14 protein-coding genes are annotated in these 19,006 nt (G+C 35.6%); 7 read left to right on the forward strand and 7 right to left on the reverse strand.

Going from position 1 to position 19,006, the window contains the following annotated elements; all coding sequences use genetic code 11:
* Positions 1–47 precede the first annotated feature (47 nt).
* Positions 48–1,346 carry an aminopeptidase P N-terminal domain-containing protein gene (locus QP953_RS12565; protein WP_052595447.1) on the forward strand — a complete coding sequence of 433 codons (1,299 nt, stop codon included), beginning with the start codon at positions 48–50 and terminating at the stop codon, positions 1,344–1,346.
* 126 nt (positions 1,347–1,472) lie between these two features.
* On the opposite strand, the gene QP953_RS12570 is transcribed toward QP953_RS12565, so the two are convergent.
* Positions 1,473–3,275 carry an ABC transporter substrate-binding protein gene (locus QP953_RS12570; protein ID WP_309555325.1) on the reverse strand — a complete coding sequence of 601 codons (1,803 nt, stop codon included), beginning with the start codon at positions 3,273–3,275 and terminating at the stop codon, positions 1,473–1,475.
* Between the two features lie 502 nt (positions 3,276–3,777).
* Between QP953_RS12570 and QP953_RS12575 the strand changes: the two genes are divergently transcribed.
* Together QP953_RS12575 and QP953_RS12580 are read left to right on the forward strand one after the other, a co-directional pair.
* Positions 3,778–4,260 (forward strand): DUF2452 domain-containing protein, encoded by a 483-nt coding sequence (locus QP953_RS12575; protein ID WP_156039715.1) that lies wholly within the window; start codon positions 3,778–3,780, stop codon positions 4,258–4,260.
* A 4-nt stretch (positions 4,261–4,264) separates the two neighbouring features.
* Positions 4,265–5,116: a hypothetical protein gene (locus QP953_RS12580; protein ID WP_052595441.1), complete on the forward strand. Its 852-nt coding sequence runs from the start codon at positions 4,265–4,267 to the stop codon at positions 5,114–5,116.
* A gap of 46 nt (positions 5,117–5,162) precedes the next feature.
* Here the strand turns inward: QP953_RS12580 and QP953_RS12585 are convergent, their stop codons facing one another.
* The 4 genes from QP953_RS12585 to QP953_RS12600 all read right to left on the reverse strand — a co-directional run bounded on the left by QP953_RS12585 (position 5,163) and on the right by QP953_RS12600 (position 9,121).
* Complete coding sequence (locus tag QP953_RS12585) at positions 5,163–5,660, reverse strand: hypothetical protein (protein ID WP_063833065.1); 498 nt, start codon at positions 5,658–5,660, stop codon at positions 5,163–5,165.
* A gap of 128 nt (positions 5,661–5,788) precedes the next feature.
* Positions 5,789–6,721 carry a hypothetical protein gene (locus QP953_RS12590; RefSeq protein WP_052595437.1) on the reverse strand — a complete coding sequence of 311 codons (933 nt, stop codon included), beginning with the start codon at positions 6,719–6,721 and terminating at the stop codon, positions 5,789–5,791.
* Positions 6,722–7,171: 450 nt separating this feature from the next.
* The gene (locus QP953_RS12595; protein WP_052595435.1) at positions 7,172–7,633 is read right to left on the reverse strand and encodes an NUDIX domain-containing protein; all 462 of its coding nucleotides are present in this window, start codon (positions 7,631–7,633) and stop codon (positions 7,172–7,174) included.
* A gap of 3 nt (positions 7,634–7,636) precedes the next feature.
* Positions 7,637–9,121: a tail fiber domain-containing protein gene (locus tag QP953_RS12600; RefSeq protein ID WP_052595433.1), complete on the reverse strand. Its 1,485-nt coding sequence runs from the start codon at positions 9,119–9,121 to the stop codon at positions 7,637–7,639.
* A gap of 332 nt (positions 9,122–9,453) precedes the next feature.
* On the opposite strand from QP953_RS12600, the gene QP953_RS12605 reads away from it, so the two are divergent.
* The 3 genes from QP953_RS12605 to QP953_RS12615 all read left to right on the forward strand — a co-directional run bounded on the left by QP953_RS12605 (position 9,454) and on the right by QP953_RS12615 (position 14,909).
* On the forward strand, positions 9,454–10,047 hold the full coding sequence (locus QP953_RS12605; protein ID WP_309555326.1) for a hypothetical protein: 594 nt from the start codon (positions 9,454–9,456) through the stop codon (positions 10,045–10,047).
* 736 nt (positions 10,048–10,783) lie between these two features.
* Positions 10,784–11,281: a pyridoxamine 5'-phosphate oxidase family protein gene (locus QP953_RS12610; RefSeq protein ID WP_052595430.1), complete on the forward strand. Its 498-nt coding sequence runs from the start codon at positions 10,784–10,786 to the stop codon at positions 11,279–11,281.
* Positions 11,282–11,681: 400 nt separating this feature from the next.
* Entirely contained in the window at positions 11,682–14,909 is a 3,228-nt protein-coding gene (locus QP953_RS12615; protein ID WP_309555328.1) for a CHAT domain-containing protein, read from the forward strand.
* Positions 14,910–15,008: 99 nt separating this feature from the next.
* Here the strand turns inward: QP953_RS12615 and QP953_RS12620 are convergent, their stop codons facing one another.
* Positions 15,009–16,487: a glyceraldehyde-3-phosphate dehydrogenase gene (locus QP953_RS12620; RefSeq protein ID WP_052595426.1), complete on the reverse strand. Its 1,479-nt coding sequence runs from the start codon at positions 16,485–16,487 to the stop codon at positions 15,009–15,011.
* A 535-nt stretch (positions 16,488–17,022) separates the two neighbouring features.
* Here QP953_RS12620 and QP953_RS12625 point away from each other — a divergent pair.
* A complete protein-coding gene (locus QP953_RS12625; RefSeq protein WP_309555329.1) occupies positions 17,023–17,940 on the forward strand; it encodes a LysM peptidoglycan-binding domain-containing protein in 918 nt (305 codons plus the stop codon).
* A 14-nt stretch (positions 17,941–17,954) separates the two neighbouring features.
* Here QP953_RS12625 and QP953_RS12630 read toward each other — a convergent pair whose 3' ends face one another.
* Positions 17,955–18,965 (reverse strand): metal-dependent hydrolase, encoded by a 1,011-nt coding sequence (locus tag QP953_RS12630; protein ID WP_052595422.1) that lies wholly within the window; start codon positions 18,963–18,965, stop codon positions 17,955–17,957.
* Positions 18,966–19,006: the final 41 nt, after the last annotated feature.

Genomic DNA, 19,006 nt, shown 5'->3' on the forward strand with positions numbered 1-19,006 from the left:
CGACCACACAGTAGCTAACTATTGTCATTAAAAACAACACATTAAAAATGAAGTACAATAAGATTAATCCCAATTTGTTTAAAGAAAATAGAGCACGTTTTGCGGCTCAGATGAAACCCAACTCAATTGCTATTATTCATTCTAACGATAGGATGTTTAGAAATGGAGATGCTCATTTCCCGTATCGTCAAAGTTCAGATTTATTTTATCTGACAGGGTTGGATCAAGAAGAAGTAATTTTGGTTTTGTACCCTGATTGTCCTAGAGGAAATAAGTTTAAAGAACTTGTTTTTACGAAACAAACGAACGAACATATTGCGGTTTGGGAAGGGTATAAGTATACTAAAAAAGATGCTGCCCAAACTTCGGGAATAGAGACTATCTATTGGTTGGATGAAATGCAGCCTTTGTTAAATGAATTAATTCTATTGGCAGATAATATTTATGTTAATACAAATGAAAATGATCGTGCCGTAATGGATTATCCGTCACGAGATGTGCGCCATGCATTAGAACTACAACAGGAATACGTAGGGCATAACTTTGAGCGTGCACAGCCTATTTTGAAAACATTGAGAATGGTCAAGTCTACTTACGAAGTTGATTTGATACAAAAGGCTTGCGACATTACGAACAGCGCTTTTCGTCGTGTATTGGCGACTACTCGACCAGGTATGATGGAGTATGAAGTAGAAGCAAATGTCATTTATGAATTTACTCGTCATGGTTCCTCAGGGCATGCTTACACCCCAATTATAGCAGGAGGGAAAAATGCTTGCGTTTTGCATTATATTGCCAATAACGAAGCCTTGAAGGATGGTGATTTGTTATTGATGGATTTTGGTGCAGAGTATGCAAATTATGCAGCAGATATGACACGGACTATTCCTGTAAATGGACAATTTACAGCACGTCAAAAAGCAGTTTACAATGCGGTTCTAAAGGTTAAGAAGGAAGCAGAAGCTTTGTTGGTGGTAGGTAATAATTTGACAGATTATCACAAAGAAGTTGGTAAAATAATGGAAAGCGAATTGATTGGTTTAGGTTTGTTGAATAAGGATGCTGTTCGCCAACAAGATCCTAACCGTCCATTGTACAAAAAATATTTTATGCATGGAACTTCGCATCATTTAGGGCTAGATGTGCATGATTTGTGTCATCGTTATGTTGATTTTGAACCAGGAATGGTCTTTACTTGTGAACCAGGGATCTATATACCTGAAGAAAATATAGGCATTCGAATAGAAGACGATTTGGTCGTTACAAATGGAAAAGCGTTGAACTTAATGGCGGATATTCCTATTGAGGTAGAGGAGATTGAAGCGCTGATGCATGTTAAGGTGTAACCCAACAATAATAGATTATAGAAATAAAAAAAGAATTGAGCATCTCGTGCTCAATTCTTTTTTACTTATAGATTATATTGGCTAATTGTTATTACTTCGTTTGAAAATTGTATTAGCCTAATTATATTAGGACTCTTCTGCTAATTGAAAGTAACGAGCAAAATAGCCAGGACGTAAAGATACGGCTTCTGCATTTTTGAAACGCTTGCTAATGGCCATACAAGACTTGGAAGAGAACAAGAAGATATAAGGCTGTTGATCAGCAATAATTTCTTGAAAACGAAGGTACATTTTATTACGTTTTTCTTCGTCCATTGTAATTCTAATTTCTTCAATTAATTGATCACTTTCCTCATTCCCAAATCCTACTAGGTTACTACCTTCGTACGTATTAGAAGCGGTGTGCCAAATTTGCTTGAAGTCATCAGGCAGAGGAGATTGACTCCAACCCAAGCAAGTTAAATCAAATTCACGCTTTTTTAAATCTTCAATCATTACAGAACCTTCGCTAGAAATCATCACAATTTCAACGCCAGCACGAGCGGCTTCATCTTTGAATACCTGTCCAATATCTTTGTACAATTGTTTTCCTTGTGGATATAAGAATTTTAGAGACAAGCTTAATTTTTGCCCTTCAACAACTTTGTCGCGAATGTTATCACCATCGGTATCTTTCCATCCTGCTTCGTCCAACAATGCCTTTGCTTTTTCGATATCAAATGCTATGGTAGGGATATTTTTATTGTAACTTTTCTTTAAATGACTAACAGGACCATTAACAGATGTTGCTAAGCCACTAGAAACTTGTTCTACCAAATGCTCTTTGTCGACCAAGTGTGCCAAAGCTTTGCGGACACGAACGTCACTCAACTTTGGTTTGGTCATATTCATACCAATGTATCGGTAACCAAATGCATCAGGTGTATAGAAGTTAAAGTGTTTTTTAGCACGGTCATTTTTCTTTAATTCTAAAAATTTATCAGCAGGAATGTAGGTCATTACATCCAACTCTTGCTCTTTTAAAGATAACAAGGCATTATTGTCGTCTTCAATAATTTTGAAGTGCAATTTATTAGGGTAGGCAGCAATAAAATCGTCGTTTACTTTATCGCCCCACCAGTCTTTTTTGCGAACTAATTTGATGTGTTGATTATTGACAATATCAGTTACCTTGTAAGCACCAGCACCTATAATTTTTTCAGGATCGTGATTATAGTTTTCATTAAAATCCTTAGCGAAGTCAACAATTCTAGGATCTTTATTTAAACGGTCTAAATTAGCAGGATCGTTTAATTCTGCAATTGTAAAATCAGACATCAAGCCTTGAGCATCGTAATAATAGGCAGGTAAAATAGGAGCAGTACCTGTTGATGCTTTGGCTAATAAATAAACTTTGTTACAAATGATTGTAAATTTTTTAAGATTGTTTGGATCAACTTCTACTGCTTCGATAAACTCTACAAAAGTACGTGTAGGAGCAGCGTTGGTTTTTGGATTTTTGATAGCTTTGATCGTAAAAGCATAATCTTCTCCAGTGATAGGAGAGCCATCATCCCAAACAGCTTCTTCCCTAATTTCATAACTGATAGCCATACGACCGCCATCCAATTCTTTGATTTCGGGTTGTGCTTTGGCTAAATAAGGTTTGTATTCAAACGTTTTGGGGTCCATGTCTAAGAGACCACAGTGTACATTAGGAGTCAAGACTTCTGTTGCAGATGCTGTTTGGGTTAATAGCACATTGAGACCATCAACATTACCTCTTAAAAGGATTCGAACGGTAAAGTCTTCAGGAGTTCTAGTAGTAGTCGCATCTTTGTCTTTATCATTGTTTGTAGTGCTATCAGAACCACAACTATAACAAGCAAAAATTAGGCAAGCTGCAAACAATAAGTTTAAGCTAGGACGAAGGTTTTTATGAATAATCATTTATTGGAATTTTTAACAAAATTAAGGATTTTGATAGTTGATTGTTTCCCAATATATGTATTTTCAAACAAGGATGCAAGATTGATCCCTTTATAACTTACATTTATAGCGTATTTGGAGACGATCGCAAGAATAATCTTTAAAAAGTAAGAGAATTTAGAATGAAGGTATAATTAAAATGAAAATACAAAAAGAAAGGAGTTAAATCATAAATAGAAGCTAATGTTTATCATAACTTTTGAACAAGGCTAATTAGCGAACTAGTATTCAATTTGATTATAATGTGATTTTTAGAATTCCGTTTTGTGATTCGTTTATCAATACAATAAAATTTGTACTTTTGTATCGTTAATAAGCCCATTATTATAAGTAGTAGCAGCGAGCCCAGCTTGTTGGTTGATGACTGCAAGGAGTAACTAAGCTAACTATTATGTAAGGACAATTGTGAACATATTCTTGAGTTGAATGTATTATTAAAAATACAACTATTGTCAATCAAGAAATGATGAATATAAGAAGCATGGAAGAGGATAAAAATAAATCAGAAAAAGGGAAAGAAACTTTTATTAATCCCATAGATAAAGATAAAATAACAGAAAATCCACACAATTTGCCTTATGCGCATACGGTAGGAGGAGCTGTCATAAAACCAATTGACCAAGGCAAAACAAAAGGCTTGGCGGTTAAAGCAATGCACAAGCAAACGGACATTCAATTGGAACAGATTCGCAAACAAATGGAGCTGTTGGCTGAGCAAGCTCAAAAAATTAAAAAACGAGTTGAGATTTCGGAAATTATTTACGGAGCAGAAATGGGATTTAAGCCTTTGATTGGGAAAACATATCACTTGTACCAACGGGTGGATGAAACTGCTGTATTGTCAGTGGTTGGTCCACAAGAATGGGGACCTAGAGGGTGTCCATTTAATAGTTTTTTGGCAACGGTAAGCCTTTTGGCGGATCATACTTGGGAAATATTGGAATAGGAAAATGAAACGATTGTTGTGGATATCAATTTGTTGGATAGTTTGTGCTTGGGAGAAAGCTCCCGAATGGCCTTCGCCAACCACCGATATTGATAAGATGCAATTAATTGGAGCGGTGCAAGCTATTTCTCAAAGAGTGTATGAGGTAAGTAAGAGAGAGCAGACGCTCAAGAAAAGGCATTTGATGTTGGATCCGTTGGAGAACTGGGACATTCAGTTTAATAAAAAAGGTTTTATTACAGAAAAGAAGTGCTATGATGCAGGAAATAAGATTCTTTTTTATTATCAATACAAGTACAAAAAACAAAATCAACTTCAACGCAGAAATATGTATGATGCTAGAGATTACCGCATCGAACAACTAACGTATACTTACAACAGTTTGGGAGAAATAGCTGCTGAATCTATCTATACTGCTGATAATAGCTTATTGGTTCGTTATATCCATACTTATGGAACGAAAGGACAATTGCTGCAAACGGATGTTCATGCCCCAACAAATGCTTACACTACTTCAAAGTATGAATTTGTTTACAACAAGGAAGGGCAACTAATAGAGCAATATACGTACAATCAAAAGCATCAAAAACACCAAACAGATCTTTATCAGTACGATGCCCATGGTTTTCAGAAGGAACATACTATTGTTAATCATTTAGATGATTTTGTATTTACCTCTTATACTCAATACGACGAAAAGGGGAATGTCATCACGCATCAAGCGCCTACAGAAAAAGAGCCATTGACATCGTATACATATACTTTTGATGAGATAGGAAACTGGACTCGTAGAATCCATTACAAGGATGGAAAACCTATAGATATGACGGAACGCGTATTGGTATATGCTATGTAACTTAGTTAGAGAAGTAAGTTAGAATAGAACAGTGTTACAGGGAAGGCTACAACTCGAACTCTGCCATCAATTCCCAATGCTCTGGTGTTCGTTGTGTTTTGACCAAGCGGAGTTTTGGCATTCTAAAATCCATAAAAAAACTATCGCCCAATGCACCAATAATGGCTTCTTTTTGAAAAATAGGCAAAGAACCATAAAGAAAACTTACATGTGGAATAAAGGGGGTAATTTGAGTGTGTTCAAAAATTTCTTCTGCCAAAGTTCTAGCTTCCATCAAATCTTCACTGTCATTGGTGCAAAAAAACAAACACCGATAGTAAACTTCCAAAAATTCAATGCGGGTTAAGGTGGCAGAAACAGGAATGAGACTATTGGCAAGTTCTTCTGTCTTTTGGATGGCAATAGAAATTTCGTCAGTGATACCACTTAGCAGGGTCACGTGAGGTTCAAAGGTCGGTGTGTCGTGTGTTGTACTTAAATCTACAATTAGTTTGCTTAATTTTTGATAAGCAGCTTTGTCAGGCATCAACCACAGTGTGTACATAGATTAAAGATAGATGTTACTAAAATGGCTGCTAAAATAGCAAAAAAATAAGATTAATCCACGTATAGATTAATCCTATTTTTGTTTAAAAAACGAACTACTCGAAAGAGCTATCTTGGAAAGAAGATTTATTTACTTCGACCAAATAAATCTTTTTTTCTTCGTTTAGGTTTTTCTTTCTCATTTTGAATAATACGCTCATAACTTGTTGCGTCTACCAAAATATTGGCAGGATCGTCTTTGTGTACCTTGTCAACATATTTCCAAGTACCATCTTTGCTCAATTTCATCCCAGAATAGCTGCCGTCTGGAACATTAGAAGGACCTGCACTTTTGATAGGAGAACCATAGATGAGGTGATCGTAAATAATCATGTCCTGCTCTTCAGAATAGTTGAGACTAACATTAACACTAGCCGAATACTCCATAACAAAACGCTTTACTTTTCGCATTCTACCAGAACCGTCTTTCATTTCTAAGACTGTTTTTCCAAAACGAGGTCTACCTGAGTTATCAAAATAGAGTACATCCAATAATTTTCTTCGATTGTAAAAATCAAACGCATCATATCCAAACAATAAATACATTGTCTGTCCTTCCGATTTGAATGCTTTTATATTATAATACAAGGCACCATACCAATTTTCTGGCTTGTGAATACTAAATTCTACGGTACGCATATCGTCGGATTTGTCTTGTAAGCGATAGACTTTACCTTCTTTGGTTTGTATAAAACCACGATACTGATAGTGATCTTTGTCGATGTATAATTGCCAAGTAAATATTCGTACTGTTTTATCTTCAGGTTGAACAAGCGAGATGCCTTTTAGCTCCGAAAAATCATGCTCAAAAGAACCACTTTGCGTTAAGGTTTTTTCTAATAACGCTTCGAGCTCTTCGGATGCTTCTTGACGTACTTTTAGGTCTTTGTTGGTCAAGATATCCTCCATTAAGCTACTCATAGCAGCTTCAGCTTCCACAATAAATGTTGTATCTACATCTGCTGCATAAGTTGAACAACAGCAGGCGACACTAAACAGCAATAACAAATATTTTTTCATAAAAATTAAATTTAAACCAATGAGTGAAGGAGCTTAATAAATTGATTGAATTTTGATTCTAGACAACAATAGTTAGCTGCGCTGCTACTACGTGGTCGTTGAAACCACGCAGTAGCAGCGAAGCTAACTAAAAGCGCAGCGCTCACGAAGTAAACTTTATTAGTTTGATAATTAATGAATTATAATTCTAACGCATTCTGTGGTAAAATTTTGATTATCAAACTAATATGAATGTGCTTTTTTATCTTTTTGGTGAAAAAGTAAAAAAAACAACGAACTACTAAGACAAATAGTAATACGGATTTTGTTTTAAAGGTAATCAGGCTAAGAGCATACTTTAATATTTAGATTTTTTCAAACTTTACTTCGTGAAAAGTCTACTTGATAGACACAAACTTCTTTGTATAAAACTAAAATCAGACCAATTTTAGTATGTGTCTGCCTACAAAATTAAACATTCTCTTTGTGTTCTAAATATTCTTTGAGGATAAAATCCATGCCCCAAATCCATTTTCTTTGTAATAAATCTTCTTTAGAAATTAACAAACCTCGACCTTCTAAGACCTCTGTTTGGGAAATTTGTTGCAACTGAGCATCCGAAACAACAGCTTCAAATACTGTTAGCCAAAAAGCCTGTACAACGGTTTTGTTATCAATCCAATAACGTTTTATTTTTTGTTTGGGTACTTTTTTTAATAAGACAGCCGCTTCTGGAATTTCTTCTTCTAGCTCTCGTTCCACAGCGATTAATTCTTCTTTGTCTTCAGGTTCGATGGCTCCCCCCCAAAAGGCACAAGCGCCACGCCAAGCTTCATGAGGATATTGGTCATCTTTTATCTGTACAAAAAATTTTGTCTGATTTGAATTGCTAATTAATAATCCAACACCTTGATGAATTTCTTTTGTCGTCATAACTTAGTCTATTTGCGCATTGGTATTTAATAATGTTTTTATCTCTTCGATCTCTTGTTCTAGGGTAGCCAGACGTTTATGATCTTGTTCCAGTAGTTGAATTTTAGCTTTCAGAGCTTTGTTTTCTTGTGATAATTCTTGAACTGCTTTAACCAAAGGTACGGTAAAATCTGCATATCGCAATCCATAGTAATCTTCGTTGGACTCTGGCTTGTCAACACCACTAAATTCAAAATTCAAAGACAGAGCAGCTTGTTCTACGTCTTGTGCTAAGAAACCTGTTTCGAGGATCCAGTTATTGTCAGAAGGGGCGCATTCTTCCACGCCTTGGTAGTCACGCAATTTTTGTGCATCTACATAATATGTAACGGGTTCTAACAAGTTGATAAAATCTAAACCAGGAACATTGGCTTGAACATTGGTCTTAAAACGTTTGTCTGATAATTTGGACCAAGAAACTTGCCCACCAATGCTTGTGACTTTTTCATCTCCAAAACGCATTTGATTGCTTGCTGAAACATGTGCATTGGCACCAATAGCTGTCGAATTTCCATAAGCAAAACCACGTCCATAAGCATTGTATCCTACTGCTGTATTTTTATTGCCAGCAGTATTTCTAAGTAAGGCATCATATCCTATAGCAACATTTTCGTTGCCCGTTTTATTGTCTTTCATACTTTGGAACCCAAGTGCTGTATTGTGGTCACCCGAAGAGTTATTTTCCATGCTTGTAGCCCCAATAGCAGTATTGTTTAGCCCAGAGACATTTTTATACATGCTAGAATAGCCTATGGCAATATTTTTAGTACCATTTAGGTTGTTGTGTAAAGAATTGCTTCCCATTGCTATATTGTAACTTCCTGTCGTATTTCTCATCATAGAGTGGTGACCACTCGCTACATTTTCATTCCCAGAAGTGTTATTACCCAATGTATTGGTACCTAAAGCTACATTACTGCTACCTAGACTGTTATTATACAAGGAGTAATACCCCAAAGCTACATTGTTTTCTCCAGTAGTATTGCTTTGTAGGGCATAAGCTCCAAAGGCCGTGTTGGCTGAAGCAGATGTATTGCTCATGAGTGCATGATAGCCTGCTGCGGTATTGTTCATCCCATTTCTATTAAAGCCCAAAGAAAAGGTACCTAGGCTTGTGTTGTAATTTCCAGTGCTGTTGCTGTTGAGTGCATTGGCGCCTACAGCAACATTTTCTGTACCAGAAGTATTTCTATATAGCGATTGATAACCAATAGAGGTATTGCTTTTCCCTTCTCGATTGCTATACATTGTTCCCATGCCGTAGGCTGTGTTGTAGCTGCCAGAAGAGTTGTTGCGCAAGCAATCATTTCCAGTAGCAGTATTATGAACACCAGTGGTATTGCTGCGGAGCGCATTTTGACCTGAGTATAAATTTAGCTGAGCTTTAGAAGAAGGAATAAATGCAATAGAGCAAATAATAGATAAAGATATGATTCGTATTTTGTGCATTGTTGTATTGTGTTTTGTTAAGGTATATTTAAGTAGTACTTTACAAAAAATTTAAAAAGTATCTTTGCATAGTTTTGATTATCAGTTTTTTAAATAGTAATGGTGTGTTCCGTTGATAATCAATTGAGCAGCGCTCATAAAGTGAACGGATACGATTTAGCTCTGTTCACTACTACTTCGTGGTTCCCGCGAAGTAAAGTTTAAGGAAACGAATAAAATTTCTTCAAAAGTAGGGAGTTTTTTATTTTTATTATAAACTGTGTCTAAACTCCTTGTTTTTATGACTTAAAAATTGTCGTTTTATATCAAACGTTAACCTCTTCCAATCTCTTATGTATATCCATTCTTTGAGCATCTTTTTAAGCAGTATTTTGGTAGTAGCTTTGCAAGCTTGCACCTCAAAAAATCGAATTCCAGTGTGTGAGTTTAGTGAAGCTACTCATTATGAATACACTACTTCAGACAATAAGCTATCATTTTTGTCAAGTTTAAGCGCTTTTGTTGATTATGATGCAGGTATTGCTTGCGCGCAACGACAAAATAAGCCTGTATTTTTGGCTTTTACAGGTTTTGGCAGCCGAATGCGATATTTTCCTGATGTTGTAATTCAGCAACGTGCTATTGTTAATTATTTGACCAATGATTTTGTTCCAATTATTTTATATGTTGATGATCGACAACGGATTCCTAAGGAAGAAGTAGAAACAGCAACAGGAGTTAAAGAACTACGTACAGTAGGAAATTACAATGCTTATTTGCAAGAAACAATGTTTGGAGTAATGAGTCAGCCTTATATGGCTTTAATGACTTGGGAAGGAGAATTATTGACAGAACCAATGGGGTATCGACCTGACCCAACGGATTATGTACAAGCGTTTGAGGTTGCTATAGAGAATTTTCGGAAGAGGGAAGCTTCTAATCATTAGTTTGAAATAATGCCTCTTTTATTTTTTGGGGATTCTTATGGGATTCAATCATGGACTTTTATTGGAGGATATATTGCGTTAGTCGTTCGTTGATTATTTTATGAGATCGCTTCGCTTAGTTACCTGCGGTGCTACTTCGTGGTAGTTCGCTACGCTCATGACCTTGGGCTTTTGTGCTATTAGCACAAGCCTACTCGGCAAGCTTAGTTACCAAAAAGACAAAAAAGAGCATTTGTATAAGTTTAGCTGCGTGAGTGCTTTGCTTTTAGTTACCTGCGGTGCTACTTCGTGGTTTCAGTAAACTATTGTTACGTTAAATTAGCATTTGAATAAGAATGTTTTTTCTTGCCTAAGAATTAAATTTTTCAAAATAAACATAAGAATTTGTCTAATTTGAATGAACAATAAGCCCCAGAAGTTGTTTTATTAGTGTAGTCAAAATAATATTAAAACGTTGACTCAAGAGACTAAAAAGTGCATGATCTTATAGCACATTATGTGTGTGTAGATAGATGAAATCATATGAGAACATAACTGTTTTGTCATGCAGATTTTGAAGGTGTACTTAAAAGCATTGTGATGCAATATCACTTATAATCTACTGCTTTGTATCTCCTTTGATGTAAGATATATAAAAAGTATAAGGTATCTAATTCCTTATTTTTACTTCTTAACTACCACCACACGAGCGAGTCTCTTTCAAATCAATTATCTAATCAAAAAAATACAAAATAATATGTCTAGTCCAGAGCATAAAGCCCTTATATGGAATCTTATTAAAGATATTAAAATTGGTATGTTAACCACACAAGAGAATGATACAAAAGATTCTTTGCGTGCAAGACCTATGTCGTTGGTTCAAGATGCTTATGATGGCACCTTATACTTTTTTACTGCCAAATCAGCGGCAAAGGTATATGAAGTGAAAGAAGAAAAAAAAGAGGTCTGTATTACTTTTTCAGATCCGAAGAATCAAGTCTATGTCTCTTTGTCAGGTAAAGCGGAGGTAACCCAAGATAAAGATTTAATCAATCAATATTGGAACAAAGGTGTTTCGGCTTGGTTTCCGAATGGAAGGCAAGATGGAGAAGTTGCCATGTTGGTCGTAAAAATTTACAAAGGAGAACATTGGAATGCAGATGAAAGTAAAGTAGTTCAACTATTTGAGTTGGTTAAAGCCAATTTGTTGGATGAGCGTCCAGAAATTGGGGAACATGAAAAATTCGGTGCATAACAGAGCACTTTTAGGATAACGTTTAATCTAGGCAATCTTACAAGATTGCCTTTTTTAGTTTTATCAAATTCCCTATAGTTCTTTTTTTGAAAAATTGGCATCTCAAAAAAAATATTAGGATAGAGTATTTTAAATAAAAAAATAAAATTCTTGACCCAACGAATCAATATAAATTTCAAAAAGTGAACTTATTCAGGTATTATTTTAGTAACTTAATACACTAATCAAAAGAAAACTTGCGATAAGAATTTTAGTGCGAGAACTTTTAGACAATTACTTAAACGAACGATAGAATAGTTGTGCAGCGACGAATAAAGTCGTATCGGATGGGTAACAACAAAGGAGATTGGCACATTATTAGTTTATTGAATGCTTGTTTAGTAAATTTAAAACGTCCCTAATGAATTACCACAGACTAAAAGCACCCCTGCGCCTCTGTTTGAGTATCGCCAGTCTATTCATGTGCCTATCTTATACCTTGCCCGATGGGCAATCAATTCCTAATGATATTCAAGTATTGTTGAATAAAGCAGAAAATCAACGCTGCACAGCAGCATATGCAAGTGCTATTGAGAGTTTACAAGAAGCGCAAAAATTGTATAAAGAAAAAGGAATGGTGTTGGAGGCTTTAAGGTTGTACGATAAAATCCTGTGGATGGCCATAGACACTGATTTTGATGATGCAGCTTTCTTAAAACGTTATCAAATTGCTGAGAAAGAAATTACCAACCACCTAGATCAATACCCTGAATTGAAGGCGATTCTGTATTTGGGGATTTTGCAAAAGACTTGGATTGACGATGATCTTGAACGTGCTGAAGAGATTTATAAGTTGTTGGACATACACCTCAAAAAGTATCCCAATTGGGACTATGAGGCAGCAGCGGCAAGTTATATGGCAAGCACCTATGCTTACTGTACTTGGGATGCTGAAAAATGTGGTGAATTGGCGCAAAAGTCGATTGATTTAGTACAAAAAAATACAATGCGCCAACCAGAAAAAGACAAGCATTTGTATCGACTCTACCCTTATTATATGTATTATAATTATGATAATATAGGGATTGTAGAGTTATATGAAAATGATAATGAAACGGCTTGTTTGGAGGCTTATAATCATGCCTTGGAAGATTTGAGAAGTCAAAAGAAAATGGACTCTTTGCATTATTCGAATACGTTGACAAAAATTGGGGAAATTTATACCTATAAACAAGAAGAGGATAAAGCCATTGAATACTTTGAGAACGCTTTGACTTATATTCCCCTAAGAATGCATTTGACGATTGCGGAATGCAAACAAAGTATAGGAGGAGCTTATATTACACAAGCCAAAGACGAACAGGCTATTTATCATTATACGCAAAGCATACAAGAGCTTGATAAGATTAATCCTCAAACCGATTATGTAAAAGAGTTGTATGTTGATATTTATCGTTCTATGGCAACGTCTTATATTAAGTTGAATCAATATGCAAAAGCAGAACAATACTTGCACAAAATCGCTGAATTTCCTGCTGAATCTGATTTGAAACGTTCTTGGACATGGGCGACTTGGGGATTTTTATACGAGCATACCAAGGCTTATCAAAAATCCATTGAGGCGCATGAAAAATCCATTGTTGCGTATCGAAAGGAAAATGCTCCTTTGGGGTCGGCTTATTGGAATTTGGGGAAAATCGCCAAAGCTATGGAAGATTACCGATTGGCAACCCACTATTTTCATCAATCCATTGTAGCGCATTTGCCGAATTGGGAAGCAGCAGATTTTACAAAACATCCTAGTCTAGCAGATATTCCATACAAAAATAGCATCGTGGATAATTTAGCGGATAAATTATATAGTTATTATCAGTATGTCCATAAAAATAATTTGTGGGATGAGCACGGAGAGAGTTTACAAGAATTAGTAGAATTGACCGTCGAATGTTTTGAAGAAGTTCGCAACTCCTTTGATCGAGAGAGTTCTAAGCGGTCTTTGTTAGAAACAGCTTATTTTACCTACGAACAAGCTATTGCCACTTATCTGAAACTATATGAAAAACATAAAGACAAAGCCTATCTGATCAAAGCCTTTGAATTTGCCGAACAAAGTAAATCTGTTTTGTTGGAGGATGCTTTGAAGGAAGAAAATGCTCTATCTTTTGGTGGCGTTCCCGATACATTGATTCAACAAGAAGCATTCTTGTCTCAACAAATATCCATGCATCAACAAGCGTTGTATTTGGCTGAACAATCAAAAGATAAGGAAGAAATACAGCTTAGTAAAAAACACTTGTTTGAGTCGCGCCAAAAGCAAGATGCCTTGAAGTATCAATTAGAAAAAGAATATCCTAAGTATTATGAATTAAAGTATTCTAAGACTTCGATCTCTTTGGAAAAAATTCAAGAAAAGCTATCCCAAGAAACGTGTATTTTGGAATACTTTGAAGGCTATGATCATATTATTGGTTTTAGTATTACCAAAGACAATATTGAGTATCGTACTTGGGCAAGAGAAAAAAATTACAATAAAGATTTAGAGAACTTTAGAGCTTCAATGTCTAATGCTGCTATTGCTGTTAACAACCCAACAGCTGCGTATTCTGAATACATCGGCTATGCTTATCCTTTTTACAAAAAGTATGTTGATACTCTAATTCCTGAAGGAATGAAGCGTTTGGTTATTGTGCCAGATGGAACACTTAATTTTATAGCTTTTGAGGCATTATTAACTACTCAGTCTACTTTTGATCACAAGCAAAATATGCAATTTAATCAACTGCCTTATTTGTTACATCAGTATACGGTATCCTACAATTATTCGGCGATGATGTGGAGACACCAATTGACCACTCATTCTAGTACGAACAATTATGATGTACTGGCAATGGCAGCCGTTTATAATCAAACAAACGTTAAACTGGTAGATTCTATCAAGAACAATAGAATGTACCAATTGCGCAAGGGGTTGGCAGCAATTCCTGGAACAGTAGAAGAGGTGAACGTCCTACAAGACTATTTTGGAGGAGCTTTTTATACTGGTAATGCTGCTAATGAACATCGATTTAAGCAAGAAGCGTCTCAATATGGAATTTTGCATTTAGCAATGCATGGTATTGTAGATGACCAAAATCCTGAGTTTTCTAGTTTGGCATTTACAGAGGATGAAAGTGGCTTGGAGGATAATTTTTTGCACTCGAATGAAATTAAACAATTAAATTTACAAGCAAATCTAGTGGTGCTTTCTGCTTGTGAAACAGGTTTTGGGAAGTACCAACATGGGGAAGGAGTTGTTAGTTTAGGCAGAAGCTTTATGTATGCTGGTGCACCTAGTGTTGTGATGACACTTTGGAAAATTAACGATTATTCTAGTATTTTTATTACGAAGTTGTTTTATGAAAATCTTCAAAAAGGATTGCCCAAAGATGAGGCTTTGCAAAAAGCAAAACAAGTTTACTTAGCCGATGCATCAGGCGTATTAAGCCATCCTGCTTTTTGGGCGGCATTTGTACAATTAGGAGATTACAAACCGATTAGTGTCGCTCATAAGTCACAGGTGATTGGATATGCAATAGGTAGCTTTTTGTTGCTTTTGTTGGGTGTTTGGGGTGTGTTTGGGTTTCGAAGAACAAAAAAGCCCTCTGAATAAATCAGAGAGCTTTTAACAACACAACCATTATAGATTGATAATAACCTATAACATTATTTTGTCAATCGTTGGCAGAGCCAAAAACGATTGTTGCAGTTTCTAGTAATAACGGTAACGTCTTACTTGTGCCGCATATTTGGCAAGACGCAATACTTGACGAGTATAACCATATTCATTGTCATACCAAACATAAACAGTAATTGTTTTACCATTATTGCCAACTTTGGTGGATGGAGCATCAAAAACAGAAGCAGCAGGTGCTCCGATAACATCCGAAGAAACAAATTCTTTAGAAATAGAATATTTGATTTGCTCTACCAAGTTGCCATGTAGAGAGGCTTGGCGCATCATTTCGTTGATTTCCTCAACAGTAGTTTCTTTTTCAACATTTAATGTCATTACAGCCAAAGAACCATCTGGAGTAGGAACACGGATAGCAGAACCTGTTAGTTTGCCTTCTAGTTCTGGAATTACTTTACTAACAGCACTTGCTGCACCCGTAGACGTAATTACCATATTAAGAGCGGCCGCAGAACCACGTCTTTCTTTTGAATTATAATTATCCAATAAGTTTTGAGCATTGGTATAGGCATGTATGGTTTCTAAGTGACCATTGTTGATGCCTAATTTATCGTGTAATACTTTTAATACAGGCGCAATTGCATTGGTGGTACAAGAAGCAGCACAGAAAACAGTATCTTCTTGGAAGTTAAGATCTTTTTGGTTGATACCGTGAACGATGTTCTTAATACCTTTGCCAGGAGCGGTAAACAAAACTTGCTTGATACCAGGACGCAAGTGACGGCTTAGACCTTCTTTGTCTCTCCAAGCCCCTGTATTATCAATCAAAATAGCGTCTTTGATGCTGTACTCTGTATAATCAACATCTTCTGGACTATTGGCAAAAATAATCTGTACACGACAACTGTTTACAATCAACTGATTATTTTCCTCATCTACGCTGATGGTTCCACGGAATTTGCCATGAATAGAATCTTTACGCAATAGAGAGGCACGTTTTAGTAACTCTTCGTGTGGATTTTTTTTGTTTTTTTGACGCAAAACGATTGCTTTTAAGCGCAATTGTTCGCCACGTCCCATCATTTCAATCAAACAACGAGCAGCCAAACGACCAATACGACCAAAACCATACAACACAACATCTCTTGGTGTAATAACTTTTGCTTCTTTAGCATCTTTGCCAATAAAGTCTGACAATTCTTCAGCTACAAAATGATCAATGTTGTCCCAGCTTTCTTCTGAACTTAGCCATTGAGTTGCTAACTTGCCCAAGTCAATACGAGAAGGAGCTAAGTCAAGCTTTGCAATGGCTTTTGCAATTTTTACACTCATTTGAACCGTAATAGGTTGTTTAGAGTAATTTTTTGCAAAAAGATGATCGTTCATAACCTCTGTTGGTCGAGAATCATAAATGTCACGACGGAAAAGAATGACTTCGATAGAGCGATCAAATCGTAAATCTCCTACGATTTTTAATAATTCTAAAGCTGCTTTTTCATCTTCACGCCAAGTACTTAGGTGAGATTCGAACTGTGTTTCTAACGTTTTTACGTCCATGGTTAAAACTATTGAAAGTTGTCTTTTAATGGTAAATAGTAAGTGTAGAAAGAACGCTACTTAATGGTTTTTATCAACTCAAAAGAGTGGGGTTGTTTCTGTGAACCTACTACTCATTGTTTTTGTTACAATTGAATAAAAGTGGTGCAAATTTCGTCATTTTTTGTGAATTATACGAATGTTTGTCAACGGTTTTTTCTTTTTATGCTTTGAAGTTGTACGTTTCTAAATTATCTTAAGGTGCAATTGCTCTTATTTTGAATAGAAATTTATTAATAATCTTAATGACTTATTGTTGGGGAAAATTATACCCCAAAAAAAGCCCTTGAAAACAATCTGAATTGTTGTAGATAAAGAGAAAGAGCGAATAGAAACTGAAATTTTTAGAAGAAACCAATAGTCTGGCATCAAAATAGAATAACCATAATTGGTAATGAAAATAAATGATTTTTTTTTCCTAAAAATAGCGTATTTTTGATGTTGCAAAATTGTATATTAACCAACGAACTTTTTTTTCCTAAAAACCAACCAACCAATGCCGTTTAAGTTTTACTTTAATGTCTTCTTTTTTGTTTTTTGTTCATTTTTGCTGCAAGCACAAACCGATGGTTTTGCAGAGTTCGAAATGGATCAATTGGGGATTAAAAAATATCAACCCAATTGGACAATAGGGGCTACAGATTCTCTTTTTGTAGAAATTTCTAATGGACAAAAATATTTGTTACACACCATTCGTGCGGGGCAAACGCTTTATTCTATCAAAAAGTTTTATGGAGTAGATTTGTCAGATATTTATTATAGCAATCCTAATATAAGCAATACCAATGATTTGAAAGTAGGTGAAAAATTAAGGATTCCTATTCTAAGCAAAGCCATCAAACGTTTTCAGGAAACCAACTTTGATGCTACAGCTTATATTCCTATATTTTATAAGGTGCGCCCGTCAGAAACCATGTATCGCATTTCTAAAGTCTATTTTCGATTGCCGACCGAAATCTTAATGTCTAGAAATCAGTTGCTTTCTGAAAATATAAGCAGTAATCAAGTGTTGCACATTGGCTGGATTGATAAAAACGGCATTCCAGATTCGTTAAAAAACTTTACGGGATTACCTGGCATTTTGGGCGAAGAGAGCCAAAAAAATAAATACCGTTACGAAGCGGTATTCAATGGCAAGAATGAAAAAACGCTCCAAGGAACGGCTTGTTGGGATAAAGCAATGGAATTATCTGCCAAGAATAAATTATACGTGATGTGTTCTTACGTGCCCAAAAATGGTATTGTTCGAATAGAAAATCCTATGACAAACCGAGAATTGTATGCAAAAGTAGTTGCTGCAAAACCCGAAAATTCCTTTACCCAAAAGTCTATTATTGTATTGACGCCAACGGTGGCGCACGCCTTAGGAGGTTTAGATGCTCGATTTTATGTTAAAGTGCATTATTGTCAGTAACGAAACCGTTAGACTCAAATTCCTTTAATTCTTTTGAAGAGTTTCTTGTAATTTTTGATAGGACCTCTTTGTTTAGACGAATGGTCAATTTTAAAGTTAGCATCATCGTTTTCATCTAAGTTAAGAGACAGCGGATATACAAATTCTGGTGCTCCAAAATAATTAATAGGACCAAACTTGATGGCATAAATTTTAGTAACCTCATTTTCGATTGTTATAAGAGGAAAGTCTTGTGTGAATTCAAGATATTGTCGCCCTTTTTTAAAGCGCTTAATTTGAGGCAACAACTCATTGTGACTTTCGACAAATTGAAGTTCGATGTTTTCTCTAGAATCGAATAGAGAATAAGAACCAAAATAATATCCTTTATTGGTTTTTATAATACCATTCCACAAAAAAGAATTTAGAGGGGTTGGGCTAATCATCATTTTTTCATAGTGGATATTTTGCTTTTCTAGCTGAGTCAAAAACTTTTGATTAGCAATTCCTTTGGATACAAAAGTCCAACACAAATAAAAGGTAGACAAGGAAAGGGTAAACCGAAGAATTTTTTCTCTTCTGATGGGCGGTATGGATTTTTTTAGCAAAAGTAGGAGGACGCCTATTAATAAAATAGAGGTATAAATAGGTTCAATGATGTGAATGTTGTTAAGAGAAAACAAATGCCCATTAAATGGAGCTAAAATTTTGGTGCCATAGGTGGTACACCAATCTAATAAAGAGTGGGTAAAAATGGCTAGAAAAAAGGCTAATGCCCAATCTTTATACCGATAGCGCTGTTTGGTCCATTTGTGAGCCAAAAAGGCCAGCCCAAAACTTGCTAAAATAGCAAAGCCTAAGGAGTGAGAGATACTCCTATGGACGGTGATAAAAGCAACCTCATTAAAAAAAGGAGCTAAGAAAACATCTAAATCAGGCAATGTACCTGCCAAAGCACCTATAACAAGAGATTTTTTTCCAATATACTTGTCTTTGACAACAGCAAAAGTCGAGGCGCCTAGCAGCGCCTGAGAAAGAGAGTCCATGAATTTAAACTTGAGTATTGGTATAATAATAAGTTAGCTAT

Source organism: Aureispira sp. CCB-E, assembly GCF_031326345.1.
Lineage (GTDB): Bacteria > Bacteroidota > Bacteroidia > Chitinophagales > Saprospiraceae > Aureispira.

Coding starts and splice junctions, on each gene's coding strand:
- QP953_RS12575 (WP_156039715.1), top strand. CDS start 3,778: ATGATGAATATAAGAAGCATGGAAGAGGATAAAAATAAATCAGAAAAA.
- QP953_RS12620 (WP_052595426.1), bottom strand. CDS start 16,487: ATGGACGTAAAAACGTTAGAAACACAGTTCGAATCTCACCTAAGTACT.
- QP953_RS12595 (WP_052595435.1), bottom strand. CDS start 7,633: ATGACGACAAAAGAAATTCATCAAGGTGTTGGATTATTAATTAGCAAT.
- QP953_RS12600 (WP_052595433.1), bottom strand. CDS start 9,121: ATGCACAAAATACGAATCATATCTTTATCTATTATTTGCTCTATTGCA.
- QP953_RS12625 (WP_309555329.1), top strand. CDS start 17,023: ATGCCGTTTAAGTTTTACTTTAATGTCTTCTTTTTTGTTTTTTGTTCA.
- QP953_RS12630 (WP_052595422.1), bottom strand. CDS start 18,965: ATGGACTCTCTTTCTCAGGCGCTGCTAGGCGCCTCGACTTTTGCTGTT.
- QP953_RS12585 (WP_063833065.1), bottom strand. CDS start 5,660: ATGTACACACTGTGGTTGATGCCTGACAAAGCTGCTTATCAAAAATTA.
- QP953_RS12610 (WP_052595430.1), top strand. CDS start 10,784: ATGTCTAGTCCAGAGCATAAAGCCCTTATATGGAATCTTATTAAAGAT.
- QP953_RS12590 (WP_052595437.1), bottom strand. CDS start 6,721: ATGAAAAAATATTTGTTATTGCTGTTTAGTGTCGCCTGCTGTTGTTCA.
- QP953_RS12565 (WP_052595447.1), top strand. CDS start 48: ATGAAGTACAATAAGATTAATCCCAATTTGTTTAAAGAAAATAGAGCA.
- QP953_RS12570 (WP_309555325.1), bottom strand. CDS start 3,275: ATGATTATTCATAAAAACCTTCGTCCTAGCTTAAACTTATTGTTTGCA.
- QP953_RS12605 (WP_309555326.1), top strand. CDS start 9,454: ATGTATATCCATTCTTTGAGCATCTTTTTAAGCAGTATTTTGGTAGTA.
- QP953_RS12615 (WP_309555328.1), top strand. CDS start 11,682: ATGAATTACCACAGACTAAAAGCACCCCTGCGCCTCTGTTTGAGTATC.
- QP953_RS12580 (WP_052595441.1), top strand. CDS start 4,265: ATGAAACGATTGTTGTGGATATCAATTTGTTGGATAGTTTGTGCTTGG.